This is a genomic window from Mycobacterium avium subsp. avium (assembly GCF_009741445.1).
Classification (GTDB): domain Bacteria; phylum Actinomycetota; class Actinomycetes; order Mycobacteriales; family Mycobacteriaceae; genus Mycobacterium; species Mycobacterium avium.
This window is the reverse complement of the sequence record NZ_CP046507.1, coordinates 1,227,789-1,254,427: the sequence shown is the minus strand read 5'-3', so window position 1 is coordinate 1,254,427 and position 26,639 is coordinate 1,227,789. Positions and strand designations below refer to the sequence as shown.

The 26,639-nt window shown below is 71.0% G+C and carries 2 protein-coding genes; both read right to left on the bottom strand.

What is annotated here, in order from left to right:
* Positions 1-109: 109 nt before the first annotated feature.
* Entirely contained in the window at positions 110-18,427 is an 18,318-nt protein-coding gene (locus MAA44156_RS06035) for a non-ribosomal peptide synthetase (protein ID WP_156649242.1), read from the bottom strand.
* A 575-nt stretch (positions 18,428-19,002) separates the two neighbouring features.
* Complete coding sequence (locus MAA44156_RS06030) at positions 19,003-26,634, bottom strand: non-ribosomal peptide synthetase (RefSeq protein ID WP_428842551.1); 7,632 nt, start codon at positions 26,632-26,634, stop codon at positions 19,003-19,005.
* Positions 26,635-26,639 lie beyond the last annotated feature (5 nt).

Here is a 26,639-nt window from a genome sequence, read left to right as displayed (position 1 = left end):
TCCTCGGTACTGGCGGGACCGTCGCGTTCTACGGTCATGGTAGCCAGCGCCGGGCGCGGCGACGACGGCCTGCGCGCCTATCACCAGAGCCTTTGCGGCCCAATATCTTTCAGAGCAAGCCCAGCAACTGGAGGTCGGTCACGTATTTGACGATGACCGGGGCGGTGATGTGCGGGATGTCGTTGTCGGCGCCGATTTTGGCTTCTTGCACCGCGGCGCGGAACCGCTCGGTGGGCCCCAGGCAGCCGCGGGCCGGGTCGGCCGGCGGCACGTGCCGGGCGTTGCGCAGCGCCAGCAGCTGCAGCACCGACTGGTGGCGCTGCCGTTCGGGCAGGGCGTGCAGCGCGGTCTCCATCCGGTGCAGCCACTGGTCGAAGTCGTCGACCCGCTCGATCGGGTAGCCCGCCTCGATCAGCCAGTCGACGTACTCGTCGAGCCCGATCCCGTCGTCGTGCGGGTTCATCACGTGGTAGGTCGCGAACGCTGTGCCGGCGTCCCGGCCCACCTGAGCGCCCAGCGTGGCGATCGCCTCGGCGACGAACTCGACCGGCAGCGCGTCGAAGTGCGCGCGCTGCCGGTTGCCGTGCGCGTCGAGCCGGTAGAACGAGCGCGGCGCCACGCCGCTGGCCACCACGCTGAACAGCAGCCGGGTGAACATGTCCGACAGGTTGAGCTGGCCCGCGTAGCTGGTGTCGGCCAGGATCATGTCGCAGCGGAACACCGAGACCGGCAGCCCGCACAGGTCGTGCGCCTCGCGCAGCAACACCTCACCGGCCCACTTGCTGTTGCCGTAGCCGTTGCCGTAGCCGCCGTCGATGGTGCGGATCGGCCCGGCGACCCGGATGTCGGCGTCCTCGGTGAACGCCGACGGCTCGATCTGGTCGCCGACGTTGGCGGTCGACACGTAGCTGTACGGCTTGAGTCTGGTGGACAGCGCCAGCCGGATCAGTTCGGCGGTGCCGGCGACGTTGGGGCCGAACAGTTCCTGGTAGGGCAGGACGCCGTTGACGACGGCCGCCGCGTCGACGATCAGGTCGACGGTGTCGGCCAGCCGCTGCCAGGTCCGATCGTCCAGGCCCAGGTTGGCGCGGCCCTTGTCGCCGGCGATGACTTCGAGGTGGTCGGCGGCCAGTTCGTGGAAGTACCGCAGCAGGGCGGGATCGCCGCTGTCGAAAGTGCGCTCGAGGCGGCGCCGCGCGTCGTCGTCCGAGGCGGCCCGCACCAGACAGATGAGTTTCCCGTCGGCCAGTTCCAGGCGTTCCAGCCATTGCAGCACCAGGTAGCGGCCCACGAAGCCGGTGGCGCCGGTCAGCAGCACGGTGCGCACCTCGGCGCCGGGGCCGGGCAGCGCGGGTGCGGCGGACAGCGTCGCGGCGTCGATGAACTTGTCCAGGGTCAGGTCGCTGGCGTACACCTCGGTGGCGTCGCGGCCGTGCACCGATGCGAAGTCGGCCCGAAGGCCTTGCGCCACAGCGGGATCGGCGTTCAGCCGCTGGCTCAGGCTGCGCACCGAGGGCGCCTCGAAGACGGCCCGCACCGGCAGGTGGATGTCCAGCGCGTTGTAGATGGCCGCGACCAGCCGCATGGCCGACAGCGAGTCGCCGCCCAGGTCGAAGAAGGATTCCTGCACCCCGACCCGCCGCGGCAGCCCCAGCACCTGGGCGTAGAGCCAGGCCAGGATCTCCTCCACCGCGCCGGCCGGGGCCAGGTAGCCCTCGGGGCCCTGGTAGTCGGGGGCGGGCAGGGCGCCGGTGTCGAGTTTGCCGCTGGGTGTCAATGGCAGCGCGTCCAGCATCAGCACCGCGGCGGGCACCATGTAGCCGGGCAGCCGTTCGGCCAGCGCGGTGCGGAGCTGCGCCAGGTCGGCGGTCCCGGTGACGTAGCCGACCAGCCGCTTGTCGCCGGGCCGGTCCTCGCGGGCGATGACGGCGGCCTGGTCCACGCCGTCGAGCGCGGCCAGGGCGGACTGGATTTCGCCGAGTTCGATGCGGTAGCCGCGGATCTTGACCTGCTCGTCGGCCCGGCCGAGGTATTGCAGTTGCCCGTCGGCGCCCCACCGGACCAGGTCCCCGGTGCGGTACATCCGCTCGCCGGCGCCGCCGAACGGGCAGGCTACGAACCTGGACGCGGTCAGGCCGGGCCGGCCCAGATAGCCGGTCGATACCCCGGCGCCGGCCACGTACAACTCGCCGACCACACCGGGGGGCACCGGCCGCAGGTGTGCGTCGAGCACTCTCAGCGCGGTCCCCGGCACGGGCGCACCGATCGGCGGCGCCTCGGGGCCGGGGGTCAGCGGTGCGCTGACGGCGGCGACGATGGTGGTCTCCGTGGGCCCGTAGACGTTGATCATCACCCGGCCGGGCGCCCAGCGGTCCACCACCTCGACCGGGCAGGCCTCGCCGGCGACCGCCAGCGTCGTCGACTCCAGACCGTCGGGTGAGAGCACGCCCACCTCGGACGGCGTCTGGGTCAACATGTCGACGCGTTCCGCAACGAGCAAGGCGTGCAGGTCTTTTGGCGAGCGGACCACGTCGTCGGGCACCACCAGCACGCGCCCGCCGTTCAGGAGCGCGCCGAAGATCTCCCACACTGAGAAGTCGAAGGCCAGCGAATGGCACTGGCCCCACACCTTTCCGGGTGCGGCGGGCAGGCCGGCGGCTCCCAGCGACGCGAACAGCTGGGTGGCGTTGCGGTGGGTGACCGCGACGCCTGTGGGGACGCCGGTGGTGCCCGAGGTGTAGATGAGGTAGGCGATATTGTCCGGGGCGGGTGCGGGTGGTGCGGTGACGGGTTGTTCCCGGATCGACGGGTCGTCGACGTCGATGACGGTCTGGTCGTACTCCTGTAGGCGGCAATGGAATTCGGTGCTGGTGAGCACGGCCGCGGGTGCGGCGTCGGTGAGCATGAACTCGATCCGTGCGCTGGGCAGGCTGGGGTCGATGGGCAGGTAGGCGGCCCCGGCCTTGAGCACCCCCAGGATGGCCGCGACGGCCTCGGCGGAACGCTCGAGCAGCAGTGCCACGCAATCGCCCGGCCCTGCGCCGTGGTGGATGAGCAAGTGCGCCAACCGGTTTGCCGAGGAGTCCAGTTCACGGTAGGTCCACGAACGCCGCCCGCAAGTGACGGCCACCGCGTGCGGGGTGCGGGCGACGTGCGCGGCGAATACCTCCGGGATGGAGGTGGGCGGGTGTTGTGGTCGGGTCAGTGCTGCGCGGTTGCCGAGGGCATCGAGGCGGGCGTGCTCGTCGGGGTCGAGCAGGTCGATCGAGGACAACCGGCGGCCGGGGTCGGCGGTCATGGCCGCCAGCACCCGCCGCAGTCGCTGGGTCAACGCCTCGACCGTGGCGGTGTCGAACACGTCGGTGCGGAATTCGACCGCTCCCCCGATACCGGCGGGTGAGCCGTCGGATGTCCAGCGTTCGGCCAGCGACCAGGCCAGATCCATCCGGGCGGTGCGGGTATCCACCGGCAGCGGAGTCACCCGCACCTGCCCCAGGCTCAGCTCGGTGGGCTCGATGTTCTGCCAGGCCAACATCACCTGCACCAGCGGATGGTGCGCCAGGCTGCGGGCCGGGTTGAGCCGCTCCACCAGCACCTCGAACGGCACATCCTGATGCTCATAGGCAGCCAGGCTGCGTTGCCGCACCCGCGCCACCAGCTCGCCCACCGTCGGATCACCAGAGACGTCCACCCGCAGCACCAAGGTGTTGACGAAAAAACCCACCACGTCATCCAGCGCCGGGTCGCGCCGCCCAGCGATCGGAAAGCCCACCGCCACATCCGAACTCGCGCTCACCTTGGCCAGCAGCACCGCCAACGCGGCCTGCACCACCATGAAACTGGTGGCATTATGCGCGCCGGCCAACCGCGATATTTGCTGCTGCAACTGCGCCGGCCAATCAATGGTCACGCTGGCGCCGCGGAAATCGGCCACCACCGGATACGGCCGATCGGTGGGCAATTCCAACCGCTCGGGCATGCCCGCCAACGCGCTTTCCCAGTAGCGCAGCTGACCGGCGATCAGGCTGTGCGGGTCGTCGAGGTCACCGAACTGGGCGCGCTGCCACAACGTGTAATCGACATACTGCACCGGCAACGGCACCCAATCCGGGACCCGCCCCGCCGACCGACTCGCATACGCCCGCGCCAAGTCACGCACCAACGGCGTCAACGACCACCCGTCCGCGGCAATATGATGCACCACCGCCACCAACAAATGCTCCTCGTCACCACACCGCAAAAGCACTGCACGCAAAGGAATTTCAGCAGCAAGGTCAAAGGTATGCCGGGCGGTGTCGCGGATGGCGTCATCCACTCGGGCCGGCGACCAGCCACTGGCGTCGATGACCTGCCAGCCGATGTCGGCACGGTCGGGCGGCAGCACCACTTGGGCGGGCGTCCCGTCGGTCGCGGCGAACACCGTGCGCAGGCTCTCGTGCCGGGTCACGACATCATGCAGTGCGGCGCCCAGCGCGCCGATGTCCACCGGCCCGTGCAGCCGCAGCGCGGCCACCATGTTGTACACCGGGGACGGCCCGTGCAGCTGGCCGATGAACCACAGCCGCGACTGCGCGAACGACAACGGCACCACCGCCGGCCGCTCGGCGGCCACCACCGCGGCGAACCGGTGCCCGCCTTCGCCGAGGCGCGCCGCCAGTTGCGCAATGGTGGGCGCTTCGAACAACACTCGCACCGACAGCCGGGCGTCGAGGCCGGCGTTGACGGCGGCGATCACCCGCATCGCCGACAGCGAATCACCGCCCAGGTCGAAGAACGAGTCGTCGACACCAACCCTGTGCAGGCCAAGCACCTGGGTGTAGATGCCGGCGATGATCTCCTCGGTGGGAGTGGATGGCGCCCGGTATGCCCCGCCCGCGTATTCCGGCGCTGGCAGGGCCCGGGCGTCCAGTTTCCCGTTGGGAGTCAACGGCAGCGCCTCGATCGCCAGCACCGCGGCGGGAACCATGTAGGCCGGCAACCGCTCGGCCAGCCGGGCGCGGATCGCCGCCGGGTCGGCGGTGCCGGTGAGGTAGCCGACGATCCGTTTCTCGCCGGGGCGGTCCTCGCGGGCGATCACCGCCGCCTGCTCGACGCCGTCCAGTTCGGCCAGCGCAGAATGGATTTCGCCCAGCTCGATGCGGTGGCCGCGGATCTTGACCTGCTGATCGGCCCGGGCGAAGTAGTGCAGCCGGCCGTCGCGATCCCAGCGCACCAGATCGCCGGTGCGGTACATTCGCGCACCGGCGCCGCCGAACGGGCAGGCCACGAACCGCGCCGCCGTCAGACCGGCGCGGCCCAGATAGCCGGCGGCCACCCCGGCGCCGGCGATATAGAGCTCGCCGGTCACACCGGCAGGCACCGGCCGCAGCCATCCATCCAGCACGAACAGCGTCGCACCTGCTACCGGGGAGCCGAGTGGGGGTGCTCCGGCGCCGGCGGCCAGCGGTGTGCTGAGCACCGCGTCGACGGTGGTTTCCGTGGGGCCGTAGGCGTTGATCATCACCCGGCCGGGCGCCCACCGGTCGGCGAGCGCGGCCGGGCAGGGCTCGCCGCCGATCACCAACGCCACGTGCAGGTTTCGTGGTGACAGCGCCGCCAGCGCCGACGGTGTCTGGCTGAGCACGGTGACGTTCTCGGCGATCAGCAGCGCGTGCAGCTCGTCGGGTGAGCTGGTCACCGACTCGGGCACCACCACCAGCCCGCCCCCGCCGGCCAGGGCGCCCCAGATCTCCTGGACCGAGACGTCGAAGCCGTAGGAGTGGCACTGCGACCACACCCCGGTGCCGGGCAGCGACGCGTGCAGGGACTCGAGCAGCTGGGCGACGTTGCGGTGGGTGACCGCAACGCCTTTGGGGACGCCGGTGGTCCCGGACGTGTAGAGCAGATAGGCGATGTTGTCGGGCGCGGGCGGCGGCAACGGGCCGCCGGGCTGGGCGCCGGTGGCGGCGACGTCGACGACCGGCAGGCCGAAGGCCTCCAGCCGGGCGCGCAGGCCGGCGGTGCTGACCGCGACGACGGGTGCGGCGTCGCCGAGCATGAACTCGATGCGGGTCGCCGGCAGCGCCGGGTCGATCGGCAGGTAGGCCGCGCCGGTTTTCAGCACCGCCAGCATCGCGACGATCGCCTCGGCCGACCGGGAAAACAGCAGTGCCACAAAGCAACCCGGGGTGGCGCCGTGGCCGGCCAGCAGGTGGGCCAGCCGGGTCGACGCCTCGTCGAGTTCGCGATAGGTCATCGAGCGGCCGGCGCAGCGCAGCGCGACGGCGTGCGGAGCGTTGGCGACCTGTGCGGTGAACAACTCCGGCAGCGACGGCCCGGTTGCCGGCCGGCTCAGCGCCGGCCGGTTGCCCCACCGTTGCAGCCGGGTGTGCTCGGTGGAGTCGAGCAGGTCCAGTGATCGCAACGGGCGGTCCGGGTCGGCGGGCATGGCGGCCAGCAGCCTCCGCAACCGGTCGGCCAGGGTGTCGATGGCCGCCGGGTCGAACACGTCGGTGTCGAATTCGAGGCGAAGGCCCAGTTCGTCGCCGGGCACCACCTGCAGCGACAGCGGGTAGTGGTTGTAGTCGTGGCAGCTGAATTCGGTGGCGGTGAGGTCGTCGGCGGCCGACAGCGCGGCGGTGTCGATCGGATAGTTCTCGTAGACCAGCAGGGTGTCGAAGAGTTGGTCCTGTCCGGTGACGCGGTGGATTTCGTTGAGTCCCAAATGCTGATGCTCCACGGTGTCGTTGTGGGCGCACTGCAGCTGGTCGAGGAGATCCGCGATGGTGGTCGCCGCGGCGGCGCGGGCGCGCACCGGGACGGTGTTGATCAACAGCCCGACCATCGACTCGGCGCCGGGCAGCTCGGCCGGCCGGCCGGAGACGGCGGTGCCGAACGCGACGTCGTGCTGGCCGGTCAGCATCATCAGCAGCTGCGCCCAGGCGGCCTGCAACACGGTGTTGACGGTGGTGCGGCGGCGGCGTGCGAGTTCGCTTACCGCGCTGGTGGTTTCGGCCGCCATCCGGAACGAGGCGACCCCGCGCCGCCCGGGCGCGTCGGCACCCCGCGGGGCCACCAGGGTGGGGGTGTCGAAACCGTCGAGCACCGCGCGCCATGCGGCGCGGGCGGCCGGCACGTCGCGGGCCGCCAGCCAGGTGACGAAGCCGCGGTACGGCGCCGGCGCCGGCAGCCGGGCACCGTAGTAGCAGGCGAAGATTTCCTGCAGCAGCACCGGCAGCGACCAACCGTCCATCACCAGGTGGTGGACGGTGAGCACGAACCGGTGTTCCGTGTCCGCGGTGCGGATCAGCGCGGCGCCAAACGGCGGGCGGTCGCCGAGCTCTCGCACCGCGGCGCGTTCGTCCGCGGACAGCTGCTCGAGCTGTTCGTCGACGTCGCTGGCGTCGAGTTCGAGGTAGCGCCAAGCTATTTCGGGTTCGGCGGGAATGATCTGCACCGGCTCGCCGAGCTCGGGGCAGAAGCGGGCGGCCAGGTTCGGGTGGCGGGTGACGACGGTGTGCAGGGCGCGGTGTAGCCGGTGCGGGTCGAGGGCGCCGCGCAGCGTGACGCTCAGCTGCACCGCGTAGACGTCGCCCTCGGCATGGCTTCCGGTCGCGTGGAACAGCAGCCCCTGCTGCAGCGGGGTCAGCGGCAGGATGTCGGCGACGTCGTAGCGCCGTTCCAGCTGCTCGATCCGGCCTTGGTCGAGGCGGGTGGGCGCGATGTCGGACGGCGTCAGCCCGCCGCCGCCGGCCTGCACGTGCGCGCAGATGCCGGTCAGCGCCTCGAACCACAACCGGCTCAACCGGTTTAGCTGCTCGTCGGTGAGCACGGAGCGCGCCCAGGTCCAGTTGGCGTGCAACTGCGGGCCGGCGTCGGTGTCCATGGTGCCGGCGTTGAGTTCGACGGTATGTCCCAACGGCATTGGCACGGCCGTTGCCACCGCGGCCGATGACAGGCTGTCGGCGCTGACCCGCCACATCTCCTCGGACAGGTCGGCGGCCGCGCCGCCGAGCCGGCCCAGGTAGTTGAATCCGATCACCGGATCCGGCCCCTGCACCTCGATCTCGGGGTTCAAGTAGCGCAGCAACCCGTAGCTCAGGCCGTCGGGCAGCGCCCGCAACTGCTCCTTGGCATCCTTGATCACCGCGCCCAGCGCGGCCTCCCCCGCCACCACCCGCGCCCAATCCAGACGCCGGCCCATCCTCAGTGCCACAGGATATTTCGTGGTGAACCAGCCCACCGTACGAGACAGATCCACCCCCGAGGCGATCTCCTCGTGCCGCCCGTGACCCTCCACGTCGATACCGATCGGCGCGCCACCACCCACGAACTCCGTGCAGGCCAACCCGAACGCAATCAACAAAATGTCTTGCACCCCAGCGTGAAACGCCGCCGGCACCTCCCCCAACAACAACCGGGTGGTCTGCACATCCAGCGACGCCGACAACTGCCCCGCCGACGCATACGTGTCATCGGGCCCCACCGCCGGCAACACCGCCGGCGTGGCCACCACCTGCTGCCACGCCGCCGCCGCAGCCACCACCGCCGGACTCTTGGCGTACTCGGCCAGAATCGACGACCACCGCCCAAACGACGTGCCCGGCACCGGCAACGCGATCTCCTGACCACCCTGATGCTGCGCCCAGGCGATGTTGATGTCCTCGATCAACGTCCGCCACGACACCCCATCAACCGCCAGGTGATGAACAACCAGGGCCAATTCGTTGGTGGCGCTTGCCCATACCGCGGACAGCATCAGGCCGGCGCCGGGGTTCAGCCGGGCCCGGGCCCGGGCCAGCGCGGCCTCGGAGAGCACATCGACGGTGCGCAGGATGGGGCGGGCGTCAACCGAACCGGGGGGCGGCACGTGCAGGTCCCAGCCGCCGGCGCCGTCGTCGTCGAGGCACAGCCGCAGCATCGGATGCCGATCCAGCAGCGCCTGCAGCACCACCGCCACGTCGGATTGGCTCACCCCCGCCGGGGCGGCCAGCACCATGGTCTGGTTGAACTCGTCGATCGGGCCGTCGATGTCCTGCAGCCAGCGCATGATCGGGGTGGGCTGCACCGGCCCGATCCCCTCGTCGGCCGCGCCCAACTCGCCGTCGGCGGCGGCCACGGTGACGACCCGGGCCAGCCGGGCCACCGTCTGTTCGACGAAAACGTCTCGGGCCGTGCACATCACGCCGGCGGCCCGGGCCCGTGCCACCACCTGCATGGACAGGATGCTGTCGCCGCCCAGGTCGAAGAACGAGTCGTCCACCCCGACCCGCTCCACGCCCAGCACCTGGGCGTAGATGCCGGCCAGGATCTCCTCGATCGCGTCGCCCGGGGCCCGGTAACGGCCGCCGGCGTAGTCGGGTGCGGGCAGGGCGCGGGTGTCCAGCTTGCCGTTGCCGGTCAGCGGCAGCGCGTCCAGCACCACCACCGCCGAGGGCACCATGTAGCCGGGCAGTCGGTCGGCCAGCTGCGCGCGCAGCTCGGCCGGGTCCGCGGTGCCGGTGATGTAGGCCACCAGTCGCGGGTGCCCGGCGCCGTCGTCGCGGGCGATCACCGCGGCCTGCTCCACCCCGTCCAAACCGGCCAGCACGGAACGGATTTCGCCGAGCTCGATGCGGAACCCGCGAATCTTGACCTGCTCGTCGGCCCGGCCCACGTAGTGCAGCTGCCCGTCGGCACCCCAGCGCGCCAGGTCGCCGGTGCGGTACATGCGGGTGCCGGTACCACCGAACGGGCAGGCGACAAACCGCGACGCCGTCAAGGCCGCGCGGCCGAGATAGCCGGCGGCCACACCGCGGCCGGCCACGTACAGCTCGCCCACCACGCCGGGCGGCACCCGGCGCAGCCGGCCGTCCAGCACGAACAGCGCCGCCCCGGGCACCGGCGAGCCGATCGGCACCGCGGCGCCGCCCGCACGCAGCGGCGTGGTCATCGTCGCGTACAGCGTGGTCTCGGTGGGCCCGTACTGGTTGACCATCAGCCGGCCGGGCGCCCAGCGGTCCATCAGCTCGACCGGGCAGGCCTCACCGCCGAGCACCAGCGCCACCGATTCCAGCCGTTCCGGCGACAACGCCGCCGCCGCCGACGGGGTCTGGCTCAGCACGGTGACGCCCTCGCCGATCAGCAAGGCGTGCAGGTCTTCCGGCGACCGGACGACGTCGTCGGGCACGATGACCAGCCGCCCGCCGCGCAGCAGCGCGCCGAAGATCTCCCACACCGAGAAGTCGAACGCCAGCGAATGGCACTGGCTCCATACCCGGCCGAGGCCCAATCGGTCGTCCAGCGAGCCAAGCAGCTGGGTGACGTTGTGGTGAGTGACCGCGACCCCCTTGGGAACGCCGGTGGTGCCGGAGGTGTAGATGACGTAGGCGATGTCATCCGGCGCCGGGGCCGCCCGCCCGCCGATGCGCGGGACGTGCGGGGCAGGGTCGTCGATGGCGACGACCCGATCTGGGTCGCCGGCCGAAGCGCGCAGTTCGGCGGTGGTGACCGTGACGACGGGCACGGCGTCGGCGAGCATGAAATCGATTCGCGCCGAGGGCAATCCGGGGTCGATCGGGACGTACGCGGCGCCGGTCTTGAGCACCGCCAGGATGGACACCACCGCGCCGGCGGACCGCGGGACCAGCACGGCGACCCGCTCGCCCGGGCGGGCGCCCCGGCCGGCCAGCACGCGCGCCAGCCGGTTTGCCGACGAGTCGAGTTCGCGGTAGGTCCAGGACCGCTCGCCGCAGCTGATCGCCACCGCCTCGGGGGTGCGCGCCACCTGGGCGGCGAACAGCTGCGAAATCGACACCCACCCGGTCGCCGGTCGGGTCAGCGCGGCACGGTTGCCGAGCGCGTCGAGGTGGGCGTACTCCGGTTCGTCGAGGATGTCGATCGACGACACCGGCCGGGCGGGATCGGCGGTCATGGCGAGCAACACCCGCTGCAAGCGGCGCACGAGTGTTTCGATGCTGGCCGCGTCGAAGACGTCGGTGCGGAACTCCACCGTGCCGTCGATGCCGTCGGGCCGGCCGTCCGCTGTCCAGCGTTCGGCCAGCGACCACACCAGATCCATTCGGGCGACCTGGTTTTCCAGTGGCATCGGCGTGACGTGCACGTCGCCCAGGCTCACATCGACCGGGTCGTTGTTCTGCCAGGCCAGCATCACCTGGACCAGCGGATGGTGGGCGAGGCTGCGGGTGGGGTTCAGCCGTTCCACCAGTAGCTCGAAGGGCACGTCCTGGTTTTCGTAGGCCTGCAGGCTGCGGTGGCGCACCTGGCCCAGCAGCTCGGCGATACTGGGGTCGTCGGCCAGGTCGACGCGCAGCACCAGGGTGTTGACGAAAAACCCGACCACGTCGTCCAGCGCGGGGTCGCGCCGGCCGGCGATCGGGAAACCAACGGCCACATCGGGATTCGCACTCAGGGTGGACAGCAGCACCGCCAGGGCGGCCTGCACCACCATGAAGCTGGTGGCGTTGTGCGTCCGGGCCAGCTGGGCGATGTGCTGCTGCAGTTCGGCCGGCCAGTGTACCTGCACGCTCGCGCCGAGATGGTCGGCGACCAGCGGGTAGGGCCGATCGGTGGGCAGCGCGACGCGTTCCGGCATCCCGGCCAGGGCTCGCTGCCAGTACTGCAGTTGGGTGGCGATCGGGCTGTCGGGGTCGTCGAGGTCACCGAATTGCGCTCGCTGCCACAGCGTGTAGTCGGCGTACTGCACCGGCAGCGGCGCCCAGTCCGGGGGCCGCCCGCGGCACCGGCTGGCATACGCGGCGCCCAGGTCGCGCACCAGCGGGGTCAGCGACCATCCGTCCGCGGCGATGTGGTGGACCACCGCCACCAGCACGTGCTCGTCGTGGTTGCGCCGGAAAAGCCATGCGCGCAAGGGGATCTCGGTGGCCAGGTCGAAGGTGTAGCGCGCTGCCTCGTGGGTGGCCTCCGCCAGCCAGGACGCCGGCCACCGCGCCGCGTCGACGACCTGCCAATCGACCTCGGCGCGTTCGGCCTCGAGCACCACTTGTCGGGGTGCCCCGTCGGGCGCCGGGAACAGGGTACGCAGGCTCTCGTGGCGGGCCACCACGTCGCCCAGGGCGGCGCCCAGCGCGTCCGTGTCCAGCGGCCCGCGCAGGTTCAATGCGACCGCCATGTTGTACACGGGCGACGGGCCGTGCAACTGGTCGATGAACCACAGCCGGGATTGGGCGAACGACAGCGGCAGCACCGCCGGGCGTTCCGCGGCCACCAATCGCCCGGCCCTGCCGGTGCCGGCCGCGACGCGGGGCGCCAGTTGGGCGACGGTGGGTGCCTCGAACAGGGCGCGGACGGTCAGGTCGGCGTCCAACTCGGCGTTGACCGCGGTGATCAGCCGCATGGCCGACAGCGAGTCGCCGCCGAGTTCGAAGAAGGAATCGTCGACCCCTACCCGTTCCAGTCCGAGGAGGCGGGCGTAGACGTCGGCCAGGCTTTCCTCGGTGGGGTTTTGCGGTGCGCGGTAACGGTTTTCGGCGCGGAGCTCGGGGGCGGGCAGGGCGCGGGTGTCCAGCTTGCCGTTGACCGTCAGCGGCAGCGCGTCGAGCGCCAGCACCGCCGACGGCAGCATGTAGCCGGGCAGCCGGTCGGCCAGCTGGGTGCGGACCTGCGCGGGGTCGGCGGTCCCGGTGAGGTAGGCGACCAGGCGTTTGTGACCGGGGCTGTCCTCTCGGGCGATCACCGCAGCCTGCTCGACGCCGTCGAGATCGGTGAGCGCGGAACGGATTTCGCCGAGCTCGATGCGATACCCGCGAATCTTGACCTGCTCGTCGGCCCGGCCCACGTAGTGCAGCTGCCCGTCGGCACCCCAGCGGACCAGGTCGCCGGTGCGGTACATGCGGGTGCCGGTACCACCGAACGGGCAGGCGACAAACCGCGACGCCGTCAAGGCCGCGCGGCCCACATAGCCGGCGCCCACCCCGGCGCCCGCCACATACAGCTCCCCCGTGACCCCCACCGGGGCCGGGCATAACCAGGGGTCCAACACGAAAAACGATGCCCCGGCCACCGGCGACCCGATCGGCGGTGCGCCCGAGCCCGCCGCCAACGGCCTACTGTGCGACACCCACATGGTGGTCTCGGTCGGCCCGTAGACGTTGATCATCACCCGGTCCGGCGCCCAGCGGTCCACCAACTCGGGCGGGCACGGCTCCGCCCCGATCACCAGGGCGACCGAGTCCAGCCCCTGCGGCGACAGTGCCCCGGCCGCCGACGGCGTCTGCGTCAACACCGTGACGCGCTCGCGAATCAGCAAGCGCCGCAGGTCATCCGGTGAGCGGGCCACCGCGTCGGACACCACCACGAGCCGCCCGCCGTGCAGCAGCGCGGCCCAGATCTCCCACACCGAGAAGTCGAATGCCAGCGAATGGCACTGGCTCCACACCTGATCCGGTCCCAGGGTGATGCCGGTGTCCAGCGACGCGAACAGTTGGGTGATGTTGCGGTGGCTGACGGCCACTCCCTTGGGTTCGCCGGTGGTGCCCGAGGTGTAGATCACGTGGGCGATGTCGCCGGCGGCCGGGCCCGGGCCGGCCGGTTCGGTGGCCGGGTAGTCCGCCAACGCCGGATCGTCGAGGTCGACGATCGCCGCGCCGAGCCCGGTCAGCCGGGAGCGCGATCCCGCATCGGTCACCACCACCCGCAGATCGGCGTCGGCGACGATGAAGGCTATCCGCGCCGCCGGCACCGCCGGATCCATCGGCACGTACGCCGCGCCCGCCTTCAGTACCCCCAGGATCGCGACGACCGCCTCGGCGGAACGGTCCAGCAGCAACCCCACGTACTGCCCCCGGTCCACGCCGTGCTGAATCAGCAAGTGCGCCAGCCGATTCGCTGTCTCGTCGACCTCCCGATAGGTCCAGCAGCGGTCCGCGCTGCTGATCGCCACCGCCCCCGGCACCCGCTGCGCCCAGGCGCCGAACAGCGCGGGCACCGAGGCGCCCGTCGTTGACCGGCCCAGCGCCGCGCGGTTGCCGAATATGTCGAGCCGGGCAAACTCGGTGTCCTCGAGCACCTCGATCGACGAGAGGTGCCGGCCCGGGTCGGCGGTCAGGACGTCGAGCACCCGGCGCAGCCGCTCGGTGAGGGTGCGGATGGTGTCCGCGTCGAAGACGTCGGTGCGGAATTCCACCGTTCCGGCGATGCCGGCGGGCCGGCCCTCCTCGGTCCAGCGTTCGCACAGGGAGAAGGTCAGATCCATTCGAGCGGTGCCGATGTCGATCGGCAGCGCCGCGACCTCCAGCTCGCCCAGGCGCAGCCGCGTCGGATCGTCGCCGCGCCAGGTCAACATCACCTGAATCAGTGGGTGGTGGGCCAGCGATCGGGTGGGGTTGAGCCGCTCGACCAGGATTTCGAAGGGCACGTCCTGGTGTTCGTAGGCGGCCAGGCTGCGTTGGCGCACCCGGGCCAGGATTTCGCCGACGGTGGGATCACCGGACAAATCGACGCGCAGCACCAGGGTGTTGACGAAGAACCCGACCAGGTCATCAAGAGCCGGGTCACCACGCCCGGCAATCGGAAAACCCACCGCCACATCACAACTCGCACCGAGCTTGGCCAGCAGCACCGCCAAGCCGGCCTGCACCACCATGAAACTGGTCGCGTTATGCACCCGGGCCAGGGCCGATATCTGCTGCTGCAGCGACGCCGGCCAGTCGATGTCCACCCGAGCCCCACGATGATCAGCCACCGCCGGATACGGCCGATCCGTCGGCAACGCCAACCGCTCGGGCAACCCGGCCAACGCCTCCTGCCAATAACGCAACTGCCCCGCGATCGGACTGTCCGGGTCCTCGAGATCACCGAACTGCGCCCGCTGCCACAGCGCGTAATCGATGTACTGCACCGGCAACGGCCCCCAATCCGGGCCCCGCCCGGATGATCGGCGGACGTAGGCCGCGCCGAGGTCGCGCACCAGCGGGGTCAGCGACCATCCGTCCGCGGCGATATGATGGGCCACCGCCACCAGCACATGCTCGTCCTCGGCGAGGCGGAAAAGCTGTGCGCGCAAAGGGATTTCGTGGCACAGGTCGAATCGGTGGCCGGCTATCGCGTCGATGGCGTCGTTCAGCCGGCTCGCCGGCCATCCGTTGGCGTCAATCACCCGCCAGCCGATGTCGGCTTGTTCGGCGGGGATGACGACCTGGTGCGGTGTGCCGTCGCAGACGGCGAACACGGTACGCAGGCTCTCGTGCCGGCCCACCACGTCGAGCAGCGCGGCGCCCATGGCGTCGGTATCCAACGATCCGCGCAGGTGCAGCGCGATGGCCATGTTGTGCACCGGGGACGGCCCGTGCAGTTGGTCGAGGAACCACAACCGGGACTGGGCAAACGACAACGGAACCACCGCCGGCCGCTCACCCGCCACCACCCGAGCAAGCGTGCGGCCACCACCGCGCACCCGAGGCGCCAACTGCGCAACCGTAGGCGCCTCAAACAACGTACGCACCGAAACCCCAGCACCCAACACACCATTGACCGCCGCGATCAACCGCATCGCCGACAGCGAATCACCCCCCAAATCAAAAAACGAATCCTCAACCCCAACCCGCCCCACCCCCAACACCTGACCAAAAACCCCCGCCAAAACCTCCTCAACCACCCCCACCGGCGCCCGAAAACCCCCACCCCCCAACACCGGCGCCGGCAACGCCCCCACATCCACCTTCTCGCCCACCGTCAACGGCAACACATCAAGCACCACCACCGCCGACGGCACCATAAAAGAAGGGAGCCGCTGACCCAACCGGGCCCGAATCTCGACCGGGTCAGCGGCTCCGGTCACATAGCCGACAAGCCGCCGCTCACCGACCCCATCCTCACGAGCAAGCACCACCGCCTGCTCCACACCCTCAACCCCCAACAACGCCGCACGAACCTCACCCAACTCAATCCGATACCCCCGCACCTTCACCTGCTCATCAACCCGCCCCACAAACTCCAACCCCCCACCCACACCCCACCGCACCAAATCCCCCGTCCGATACATCCGCACCCCCACCCCACCAAACGGACACGCCACAAAGCGCGATGCCGTCAACCCCCCACGCCCCCAATACCCCACTCCCACACCCACACCCGCCACGTACAACTCCCCGACCACACCCACCGGCACCGGACACAACCAGCCGTCCAACACAAAGAAGGCCGCCCCGCGCACAGGCCAGCCGATGGGCGGCACGCCGGATCCCGCGGTCAGCGGCGCGCTGTGGGAGGCCCACATGGTGGTTTCGGTGGGGCCGTAGACGTTGACCATCACCCGGTCCGGCGCCCACCGATCCACCAGCTCGGCCGGGCACGGCTCGGCGCCGACCACCAGCGCCACCGAGTCCAGCCCGTGCGGCGACAGGGTCGAGACCGCCGACGGGGTCTGCGTCAGCACGGTGACGCCCTCGTCGACCAGCAGCGCGTGCAACTCGTCGGGAGCTTGGGTCACCGCGTCGGGCACCACCACCAGGCGGCCGCCGTGCAGCAGCGCACCCCAGATCTCCCACACCGAGAAATCGAAAGCGTAGGAATGGAATTGGGTCCACACCTGCTGCGCCGACAACTCGATGCCGATGCGCAGGTCGTCGAACAACTGCGCAACGTTATGGTGAGTCACCGCAACACCTTTCGGCACGCCGGTGGTGCCCGAGGTGTAGATGAGGTGGGCCAGGTCGTCCGGGGCCGGCGTCGGCGGTGCCGTGCCGGGTTGGCCGGCCAGCGCCGGATCGTCGACGTCGATGACCGGCAGCTCGAACCCGTCCAACGTGCCGGCCAGCGCCGCGGTGCCGACCGCGGCGATCGGGGCGGCGTCGGCCAGCATGAACTCGATGCGGGCCGCCGGCAGTGCCGGGTCGATCGGCAGGTACGCCGCACCGGATTTCAGCACCGCCAAAATCGCCACGATCGCCTCAGCCGAGCGCGAAAACACCAGGGCCACAAGCTCGCCCGGGCCGGCGCCACGATCGATCAACGCGTGCGCCAGCCGGTTGGCCGCCAGGTCGAGCTCGCGGTACGTCATCGACCGGCCCCGGCACGTCAGCGCCACCGCGTCCGGTGTGCGGGCCACCTGCGCCGCGAACAGGTCCACCACCGACACCGGTGCCAGCGGCTCGGACAGCGCGGCGCGGCGGCCGAACAGATCGAGTCGGTCGCGCCCGCTCTGGTCGAGCAGCTGCAGCGACCGCAACGGCCGGGTGGGATCGGCGGTCATCGCCGTCAGCACCCCTTGCAGCCGGTCGGCCAACTCGGCAGCGCCCAGCCCCGACCACGGTGCCCAGCTACCCGCCGTGCTGAAGAACAGCTCGTCGCCGTCGCTGGAGAAGATCAACCCGAACCCGTCGGCCTGGCCGGAGTTGGTGTACGACGCCGACGCGGTGACGCCGCCGAACGGCAGGGTGAATGCCGACGGGATGAAGTTGACGCTCACCCGTTCGGGCGGCCGGGCCAAGCCGCGGACCTTGCGCTCCAGCGCGTGCACCGGGAATCGCTGGTGCTGGATCGCCTCGTCGATGCGGGTCTCGACGTGCCGGCAGAAGGCGGCGACCGTGCACTGCGGCGCCAGGCTCAACACCAGCGGCACCACCCCGGCGACCATCCCGGGCAGCGTCTTGAGCTCCGGGCGCACCCGCCGGCTGACCGGGAAGTCGAGCACGACGCCGGAGCCGTCGCCGTCCCAGGCCCGCACCAGCAGGGCGCAGGCCGCGGTGATGACCGAGGTCTGCGAGACGCCCCAGACCTCCGACAGCCGGCGCACCCGGCGCACGACGTCGGCGTCCAGCGGCACCGGCGCCGACGGCCACGGGTCACGCTGCGCCGGGGCGGCCGGCAGCCGGGTGGTTTCGGGCGGAAGGTTCGCCAGCCAGTAGGCCTCGTCGTCGCGGTAGTCGGCCGAGGATTCGTAGTGCGACTCGCACTCGACCAGCTCCCGCAGCGAGCCGAAGACGGCCGTCGGGATGGGTCCGGCGGCGACGATCGCGGAGTAGATGGAGGCGATGCGGTGACCGACCAGCCCGACGCCGGTGCCGTCGATGACGATGTGGTGGCAGCAGGCGAACAAGTAGAACTGGTCCCGCCGGGTCGCAAAGAGGGCGAACCGGAACAACGGCCCGGACAGCGGCATCGGCGTGCGCTGGATCGCCAGCGCCCGGCGGCGGGCCTCGGCCACCGGGTCGTCCAGGCCGCTCAGGTCGTCGAAGGTCAGCTCGACGTCCGGATGCTCGATCGCCCGCTGGTAGACCGCGCCGTCCACCTCGAAGAACGCGACACGGGCGGGTTCAGCCTCCTGCACCGCCTGCCGGATCGCCCAGTGCAACGCGTCGCGCTCGACGCGGCCGTCGATGCGCACGAACAGGCCGAGCTGCCACTCGGTGCTGGAGTGACCCGTTGCCTGCGCAAGCCAGATGTCTAGCTGTCCGCGCGTAAGCGGAAGTGCTTGAGCATCAAGCTCCATCCATCTCCCCAACCACAGGGTCTGCCTTTCAACCCCCCGGTTGATGAAGCCGCTCGAGCAAGTGTTCTCTACCCGGTGCGGCCCCGGCGCGCGGCGCGATCCGCTCTGCCGTGCTCCACCCGGCGACCGGCTGGAGCGCCGGCAAAGACGGACCGCAACCGTGGCTGCCCTCGTGGTGGACCGAGGCGGCGAAGCCGGCGGCTGTCGCCACCGAATGCTTGGCGCTCACCGACTCCCAAGGCCTCGTAGTCAACACGAGTGCAACAGTTGGGAAGGCTAGTAGACGACAACCCCGCTGGTCCAGAGTTATTCAAACTTAATGTCCTGTGAATTGGCCAACTCAGTAGATTCGCCACCAGTATTTAGGTCGTATACGTACTTCAGGTACTGCCGAAACGCGTTCCAATGCCATACAGTATGGATTGGTGATGGGGGTATGCGGCCGCGGACCGGGCATCGGGCGTTATTGCCCCGTGATAGGCAGGGGGGTCTCCGTGCAAGGCGACGGGACACGCGCATGCTCCGGCGACGGCGCAGTCCGCGGGGACCAGGCCGTCGCCGGAGTTCTCGGAGGGTTAGAGCAAACCGAGCAGTTGCAGGTCGGTGACGTACTTGACGATCACCGGCGCGCTGATGTGCGGGATGTCATTGTCGGAGCCGACTTTGGCTTCCTGCACCGCGGCCCGGAACCGGTCGGTCGGCGCGAAGGCGCCGCGGGCCGGCTCGGCGGGCTGCAGGTTCTTCGGGTCGCGCAGCAGCAACAGCAACATCTGCAGCACCGAGTTCTGCCGCTGCCGTTCCGGCAGCCCGCGCAGACCGGTTTCGAAGCGTTGCAGCCACTCACCGAAGTCGTCGACCCGCTCGATCGGGTAACCCGCCTCGATCAGCCAGTCGACGTACTCGTCGAGCCCGATCCCGTCGTCGTGCGGGTTCATCACGTGGTAGGTCTCGAACCCGTCCATCACCTGGGCGCCGAGCTTGGCGATCGCCTCGGCGACGAACTCGACGGGCAGGGCGTCGAAGTGCGAGCGCTGCCGGTTGCCGTCGGCGTCGAGCCGGTAGAACGACTTGGGCGCGGTGCCGGTGGCCACGATGCTCAGGATCATCCGGGTGAAGATGTCCGTCACGTTGAGCTGGCCGGCGTAGCTGGTGTCGGCCAGGATCATGTCGGAGCGGAACACCGAGACCGGCAGCCCGCACAGGTCGTGGGCCTCGCGCAGCAACACCTCGCCGGCCCACTTGCTGTTGCCGTACCCGTTGGCGTAGCTGCCGTCGATGACGCGGGTGGCGCTGATGACCCGGATGTCGGCGTCCTCGGTGAACGCCGACGGCTCGATCTGGCGTCCCACGTCCGACGTCGACACGTACGCGAACGGCTTCTTCCTCGTGGTCAGCGCCAGCCGGATCAGCTCGGCCGTTCCGCCCACGTTGGGGGTGAACAGCTCACTGTAGGGCAGCACGCCGTTGACCACGGCCGCGGAGTCGACGATCAGGTCGACGGTGTCGGCCAGCTGCTGCCAGGTCTGCTCGTCCAGGCCGAGGTTGGCCTGGCCCTTGTCGCCGGCCACCACCTGCAGGTGTTCCTCGGCCAGTTCCTGGAAGTGCCGCAACAGTTCCGGGTCGCCGGTGTTGAAGGTCTTCTCCAGCCGGCCCCAGGCCTCCTCGTCGGAGCGGGCGCGCACCAGGCAGATCAGCTTGCCGTCGACCTGCTCCAGCTGCTCGAGCCATTCCAGCACCAGGTAGCGGCCCAAAAAGCCGGTCGCCCCGGTCAGCAGGACGGTGCGCACCTCGGGGCTGGGACCGGGCAGCGTCGGCGCGGTCGACAGCGTCGTCGCGTCGAGGAACTTGTCCAGGGTCAGGTCCCGGGCGTACACCTCCTTGGCGTCGGCGCCGTGCACCGCCGCGAAGCCGGGGCCCGCGGCGTTCTCGGCGTCGGCGCCACTGGTGATCCGCTGGCTCAGCGCCCGCACCGACTGCGAGTCGAACAGGGTGCGCACCGACAGCGCGCCGTCGACGGCGGTGTTGATCTCGGCGATCACCCGCATCGCGGACAGCGAGTCGCCGCCCAGCTCGAAGAAGGAGTCGTCGATCGAGACCCGCTCCATCCCGAGCACCCGGGCGAAGATGCCGGCCACCGTCTCCTCGGTCGGATTCGTCGGGGCGATGTATTCGCCGCCCCGCTTCCGGTACTCGGGGGCGGGCAGGGCGCGCTTGTCCAGCTTGCCGTTGACCGTCAGCGGCAGCGCGTCCAGCACCACCACCGCCGCCGGCACCATGTAGGCGGGCAGCCGCTCGGCCAACTGGATGCGGATGCCGACCGGGTCGGCGGTGCCGGTGATGTAGCCGACGAGGCGCTTGTCGCCGGGCCGGTCCTCGCGGGCGATCACCGCCGCCTGCTCCACGCCGTCCAGGCCGGCCAGCGCCGCCTGCACCTCGCCGAGCTCGATGCGGTAGCCGCGCAGCTTGACCTGCTCGTCGGCGCGGCCCAGGTATTCGAGCTGACCGTCCTGGTTCCACCGGACCAGGTCTCCGGTGCGGTACATCCGCGCGCCGGGGCCGCCGAAGGGGCAGGCCACGAACCGCGACGCCGTCAGGCCCGATCGGCGCGCGTACCCGGTGGCCACGCCGTGACCGGCGATGTACAGCTCGCCGACCACACCCGGGGGTGCCGGGCGCAGCCACCGGTCCAGCACGAACAGCGCGGCGCGCGGCACCGGCGACCCGATCGGCGCCGACCCGGTGCCGGGCTGCAGCGGCGTGCTCATCGCGGCGTACACCGTCGCCTCGGTCGGGCCGTAGGCGTTGATCATCACCCGGCCCGGCGCCCACCGATCCACGATCTCGACCGGGCAGGCCTCACCGGCCACCACCAGCGCCGTCGAGTCCAGGCCCTCCGGCGAGAGCATGCCCACCGCCGACGGGGTCTGGCTGAGCACGGTGACGCCCTCGGCGACCAGCAGGTCGTGCAACTCGTCCGGGGAGGCGGCGACCGACTCGGGCACCACCACCAGGCGCCCGCCGTGCAGCAGCGCACCCCAGATCTCGTGCACCGACACGTCGAACACCAGCGAGTGCCACTGCGCCCACACCCCGCCCTCGGGCAGGTCGGCGTGCAGCGACTCCACCAGCTGGGCGACGTTGTCGTGACTGACCGCCACCCCCTTGGGCACGCCGGTGGTGCCCGAGGTGTAGATCAGGTAGGCGATGTTGTCCGACGACGGGACGGGCAGCGCGGCGCTGGGCTGGCCGGCCAGCGCGGGGTCGTCGACGTCGACGACCGACGGCTTGCAGCCGTCCAGCCGCGACCGCAGCGCGGCCGTGGTGACCACGGCGACCGGCTCGGCGTCGCCGAGCAGGAACTCGATCCGCGCGGCGGGCAGCGCCGGGTCGATCGGCAGGTACGCCGCCCCGGTCTTGAGCACCGCCAGGATGGACACGATCGCCTCGGCCGAGCGGGAGAACAGCAGCGCCACGCACTCGCCCGGGCCGGCGCCCTCCTCGATCAGCAAGTGCGCCAACCGGTTTGACGCCTCGTCGAGTTCCCGATAGCTCATCGAGCGACCCTGGAAGGTCAGCGCCGCCGCGTCCGGGGTGCGGGCCACCTGCGCGGCGAACAGCGCCGGGATCGAGGTGCCGGTGGCCGGCTGGCTCAGCACCGGCCGGTTGCCCCACGCGTCGAGCAGCTCGTGCTCGGCCTCGTCCATCACCTCCAGCGATGTCAGCCGTCGAGTCGGGTCGGCCGTCATCTCCGACAGCACCCGCTGGAACCGCTCGGTCAGCTTCTCGATGCCGGCCGCGTCGAACACGTCGGTGTCGAATTCGACGCGCAGGCCGAGCTCGCGACCCGGCAGCGCCATCACCGACAGCGGGTAGTGGTTGTACTCGCGGTTGGTGACATCGGTGATGGCCAACTCGTGGAATCCCAGCGGCACGCTGGTGTCGATCGGATAGTTCTCGTACAGAAACAGGGTGTCGAACAGCGCGTCGTGCCCGGTCACCCGGTGGATCTCGCTGAGCGCCAGGTGCTCGTGTTCCAGGGTGTCGTTGTGGTGCTGCTGCAGCTGGTCCAGCAGGTCGGCGACGGTGGTTTCGGCGTGGGTGTTGGCCCGCACCGGCACGGTGTTGATCAGCAGGCCCACCATGGACTCGGCGCCGGCCAGGTCGGCCGGCCGGCCCGACACCGCGGTGCCGAACGCCACGTCATGCTGACCGGTCAGTCGCATCAGCAGCTGCGCCCAGCCGGCCTGCAGCACCGTGTTGACGGTGGTGTGGCAGGCGCGGGCCAGCTCGCCCAGCGCGCGGGTGGTCTCGGCGGACAGCCGGTAGGACTCCACGGCGCGCCGGCCGAGCCGCATCCGGCCGGCCGGGCCCACCAGGGTGGGCGTGTCGAATCCGTCCAGCACCTGACGCCAGGCCGCCTGCGCCGCGCTGCGGTCCTGGCCGGCCAGCCAGGTCAGGTAGCTGCGGTAGGTGGCGGGCGCGGGCAGCTGGTCGCCGTAGTAGATGGCCAGGATCTCGCGCAGCAGGATGGGCAGCGACCAGCCGTCCATCACGATGTGGTGGTTGGTCAGCACGAACCGGTGCCGGTTGTCCGCGGTGCGGATCAGCGCGGCCCGGAACGCCGGCCGGTTGGCCAGGTCGCTGACGGCGGCGCGTTCGGCGGCGCACAGCTCCTCCACCTTTTGTTCCGGGTCGACGTCTTCGGGGCCCAGCTGGATGTACCGCCAGGCCATCACCGGGTCGGCCGGGACGACCTGCACGGGTTCGCCGTACTGCGGGCAGAACCGGGCGGCCAGGTTGGGGTGGCGGTTGACGACGGTGTGCACGGCGTCGTGCAGGCGGTGCGAATCCAGGGCGCCGGTCACCGTGATGCCCAGCTGCACCGCGTAGACGTCGTCGCCCGGGTCCTGGGCGAAGCTGGCGTGGAAGAGCAGACCCTGCTGCAGCGGGGTCAGCGGCAGGATGTCGGCGATCTGGTGCTGCTTGCTCAGCTCGTCGATCTGGCGCTGGTTCAGCCGCGCGGGCAGGATGTCGGACGGGGTCAGCCCGCCGCCGCCGGCCCGCACGTGCGCGCAGATCCCGGCCAGCGCCTCGAACCACAGCTGGCTCAACCGGCTGATCTGGTCGCGGTCCACCGCCGAGGGCGCCCACGTCCAGTTGGCGTGCAGGTGCGGGCCGTCCTCGGTGTCCATGGTGCCGGCGTTGAGGTCCACGGTGTGCATCAGCGGCATCGCCACCGCGGCGGCCGCGCCGCTCAGCGACAGGCTGTCCGGGCTCAGCCGCCACAGCTCGCCGGGCAGGTCCGCGGCCGCGCCCAGCCGGCCCAGGTAGTTGAACCCGATGACCGGGTCGGACCCGCCGAGGTCGACGTCCGGGTTGAGGTAGCGCAGCAGCCCGTAGGTCAGGCCGTCGGGCAGGGCGCGCAGCTGCTCCTTGGCGGCCTTGACCGCCGCGCCCAGCGCGTCGTCGCCGGCCACCACGCTGGCCCAGTCCAGGCCGTCGATCGCCAGCGCCACCGGGTATTTGGTGGTGAACCAACCCACGGTGCGCGACAGGTCCACGTGCGGGCCCAGCTCCTCGTGGCGCCCGTGGCCCTCGACGTCGATGCCGATCGGGGTGCCGGCGCCGACGACCTGCGTCCAGGCCATCGCGAAGGCGATCAGCAGGATGTCCTGCACGCCGGCGTGGAACGCGGCGGGCACCTCGCCCAGCAGCAGCCGGGTGGTGTCGACGTCCAGCGAGACCGACAGCTGCTCGGCGCTCTGGTAGGTGTCCACCTCGGGCTGTACCGCCGGCAGCACGGCCGGGGTGGCCACCACCTCGCGCCAGGCGTCGGCCTGCTCGACCACCGCCGGGGTCAGCGCGTGTTCGGCCAGCAGCGACGACCACCGGGCGAACGAGGTGCCGCCGGCCGGCAGTGCCACCGGCTGGCCGCTGTGGTGTTGCGCCCAGGCGATGTTGAGGTCCTCGATCAGGGTCCGCCAGGACACCCCGTCGACGGCCACGTGGTGGATGATCAACGCCAATTGGCTTGTCTCACTTGCCCATACCGCGCTCACCATGACGCCGGCGCCCGGGTTCAGCCGGGACCGTGCCGCGACGAGCACCGCGTCGGACAGGGTGTCGACCGACTGCAGGCAGTCGGCGGCGCGCACCGAGCCCGGCTCGGGCGCCTGCAGGTTCCAGCCGCCGGCGCCGTCGTCCTCGACCCGCAGCCGCAGCATCGGGTGGCGGTCCAGCAGCGCCTGCAGCACCACCGCGACGTCGTCGGCGGTGACGCCCGACGGCGCGGCCAGCACCATGGTCTGGTTGAAGTCGTCGATCGGGCCCTGCACGGTTTGCAGCCAGCGCATGATCGGGGTGGCCTGCACCGGCCCGATGCCCTCGTCGACCACCTGCTCCTCGTCGGCGCCGTCGCTGGCCACCCGGGCCAGCCGGGCCACCGTCTGCTCGACGAACACGTCGCGCGGCCGGCAGATCACCCCCGCCGCCCGGGCGCGGGCGACCACCTGCATGGACAGGATGCTGTCGCCGCCCAGGTCGAAGAAGGAGTCGTCGACACCGACCCGCTCCACGCCGAGGACCTGGGCGTAGATGTCGGCAAGGATCTCCTCGGTGTGGTTGGACGGGGCGCGGTACTGGCCGGCGCGCTTGTGGTATTCCGGCGCGGGCAGGGCGCGCTTGTCCAGCTTGCCGTTGACGGTCAACGGCAGCGACTCGAGCACCACCACCGCGGCCGGGACCATGTAGGCGGGCAGCCGCTTGCCCAGCTGGGTGCGCAGCTCGGCCGGGTCGGCGGTGCCGGTGATGTAGCCGACCAGGCGCTTGTCGCCGGGGCGGTCCTCGCGGGCGATGACGGCGGCCTGGTCCACGCCGTCGAGCGCGGCCAGGGCGGACTGGATCTCGCCGAGTTCGATGCGGTAGCCGCGGATCTTGACCTGCTCGTCGGCGCGGCCGAGGTATTGCAGTTGCCCGTCGGCGCCCCACCGGACCAGGTCGCCGGTGCGGTACATCCGCGCGCCCGGCCCGCCGAACGGGCAGGCCACGAACCGCGAGGCCGTCAGGCCCGCCCGGCGGGCGTACCCGGTCGCGACGCCGCGGCCGGCGATGTACAGCTCGCCGACCACGCCCTCGGGCGCGGGCCGCAACCACTTGTCCAGCACGAACAGCGCCGCGCCGGGAACCGGCGAGCCGATCGGCGGGGCGCCGGACTCCGCGGTCAGCGGGGCGCTCATCGCGGCGTACACGGTGGCCTCGGTCGGGCCGTAGGCGTTGATCATCACCCGGCCCGGCGCCCACCGGTCGACCACCTCGGCCGGGCAGGCCTCACCGGCGACGACCAGCGCCGTCGAGTCCAGGCCCTCCGGCGAGAGCATGCCCACCGCCGACGGGGTCTGGCTGAGCACGGTGACACCCTCGGCCACCAGCAGGTCGTGCAGGTCATCGGGCGAACCCGCCACCGATTCGGGCACCACCACCAGGCGCCCGCCGTGCAGCAGCGCACCCCAGGTCTCCCACACCGAGACGTCGAAGACCAGCGAGTGCCACTGCGACCACACCTGTCCCGGGCCCGACGGCAGCTTGGGGTGCAGGGTCTTCAGGAACTCGGTCACGTTGCGGTGGGTGACCGCCACGCCCTTGGGGGTGCCGGTGGTGCCCGAGGTGTAGATCATGTAGGCGATGTCGTCGGGCGACGGCCCGGGCAGCGCGCTGCTGGGCTGGGTGCGCTCGATCTCCGCGGCGGCCTCGTCGACGTCGATCACCGGCAGGTCGAAGCCCTCCAGCCGGTCGCGCAGGCCGGCGGTGGTGACGGCGGCGATCGGGGTGGCGTCGCCGAGCATGAATTCCATCCGCGCCGCGGGCAGCGCCGGGTCGATCGGCAGGTAGGCCGCGCCGGTCTTGAGCACCGCCAGGATCGACACGATCGCCTCGTCGGACCGGGAGAACAGCAAAGCCACGCACTCGCCGGGGGCCGCGCCCTGCTCGGCCAGCAGGTGCGCCAGCCGGTTCGACGCCTCGTCGAGCTCGCGGTACGTCATCGAGCGACCCTCGAAGGACAGCGCCACGGCCTCCGCGGAGCGCGCCACCTGGGCCGCGAACATCCCCGGGATCGATGCCGGAGCCTTGACCGGCTTGGTCAGGATCGCCCGGTTACCCCACTCGTCCAGCCGGTCGTGCTCGCCGCCATCCAGCAGATCGATCGACAACAATC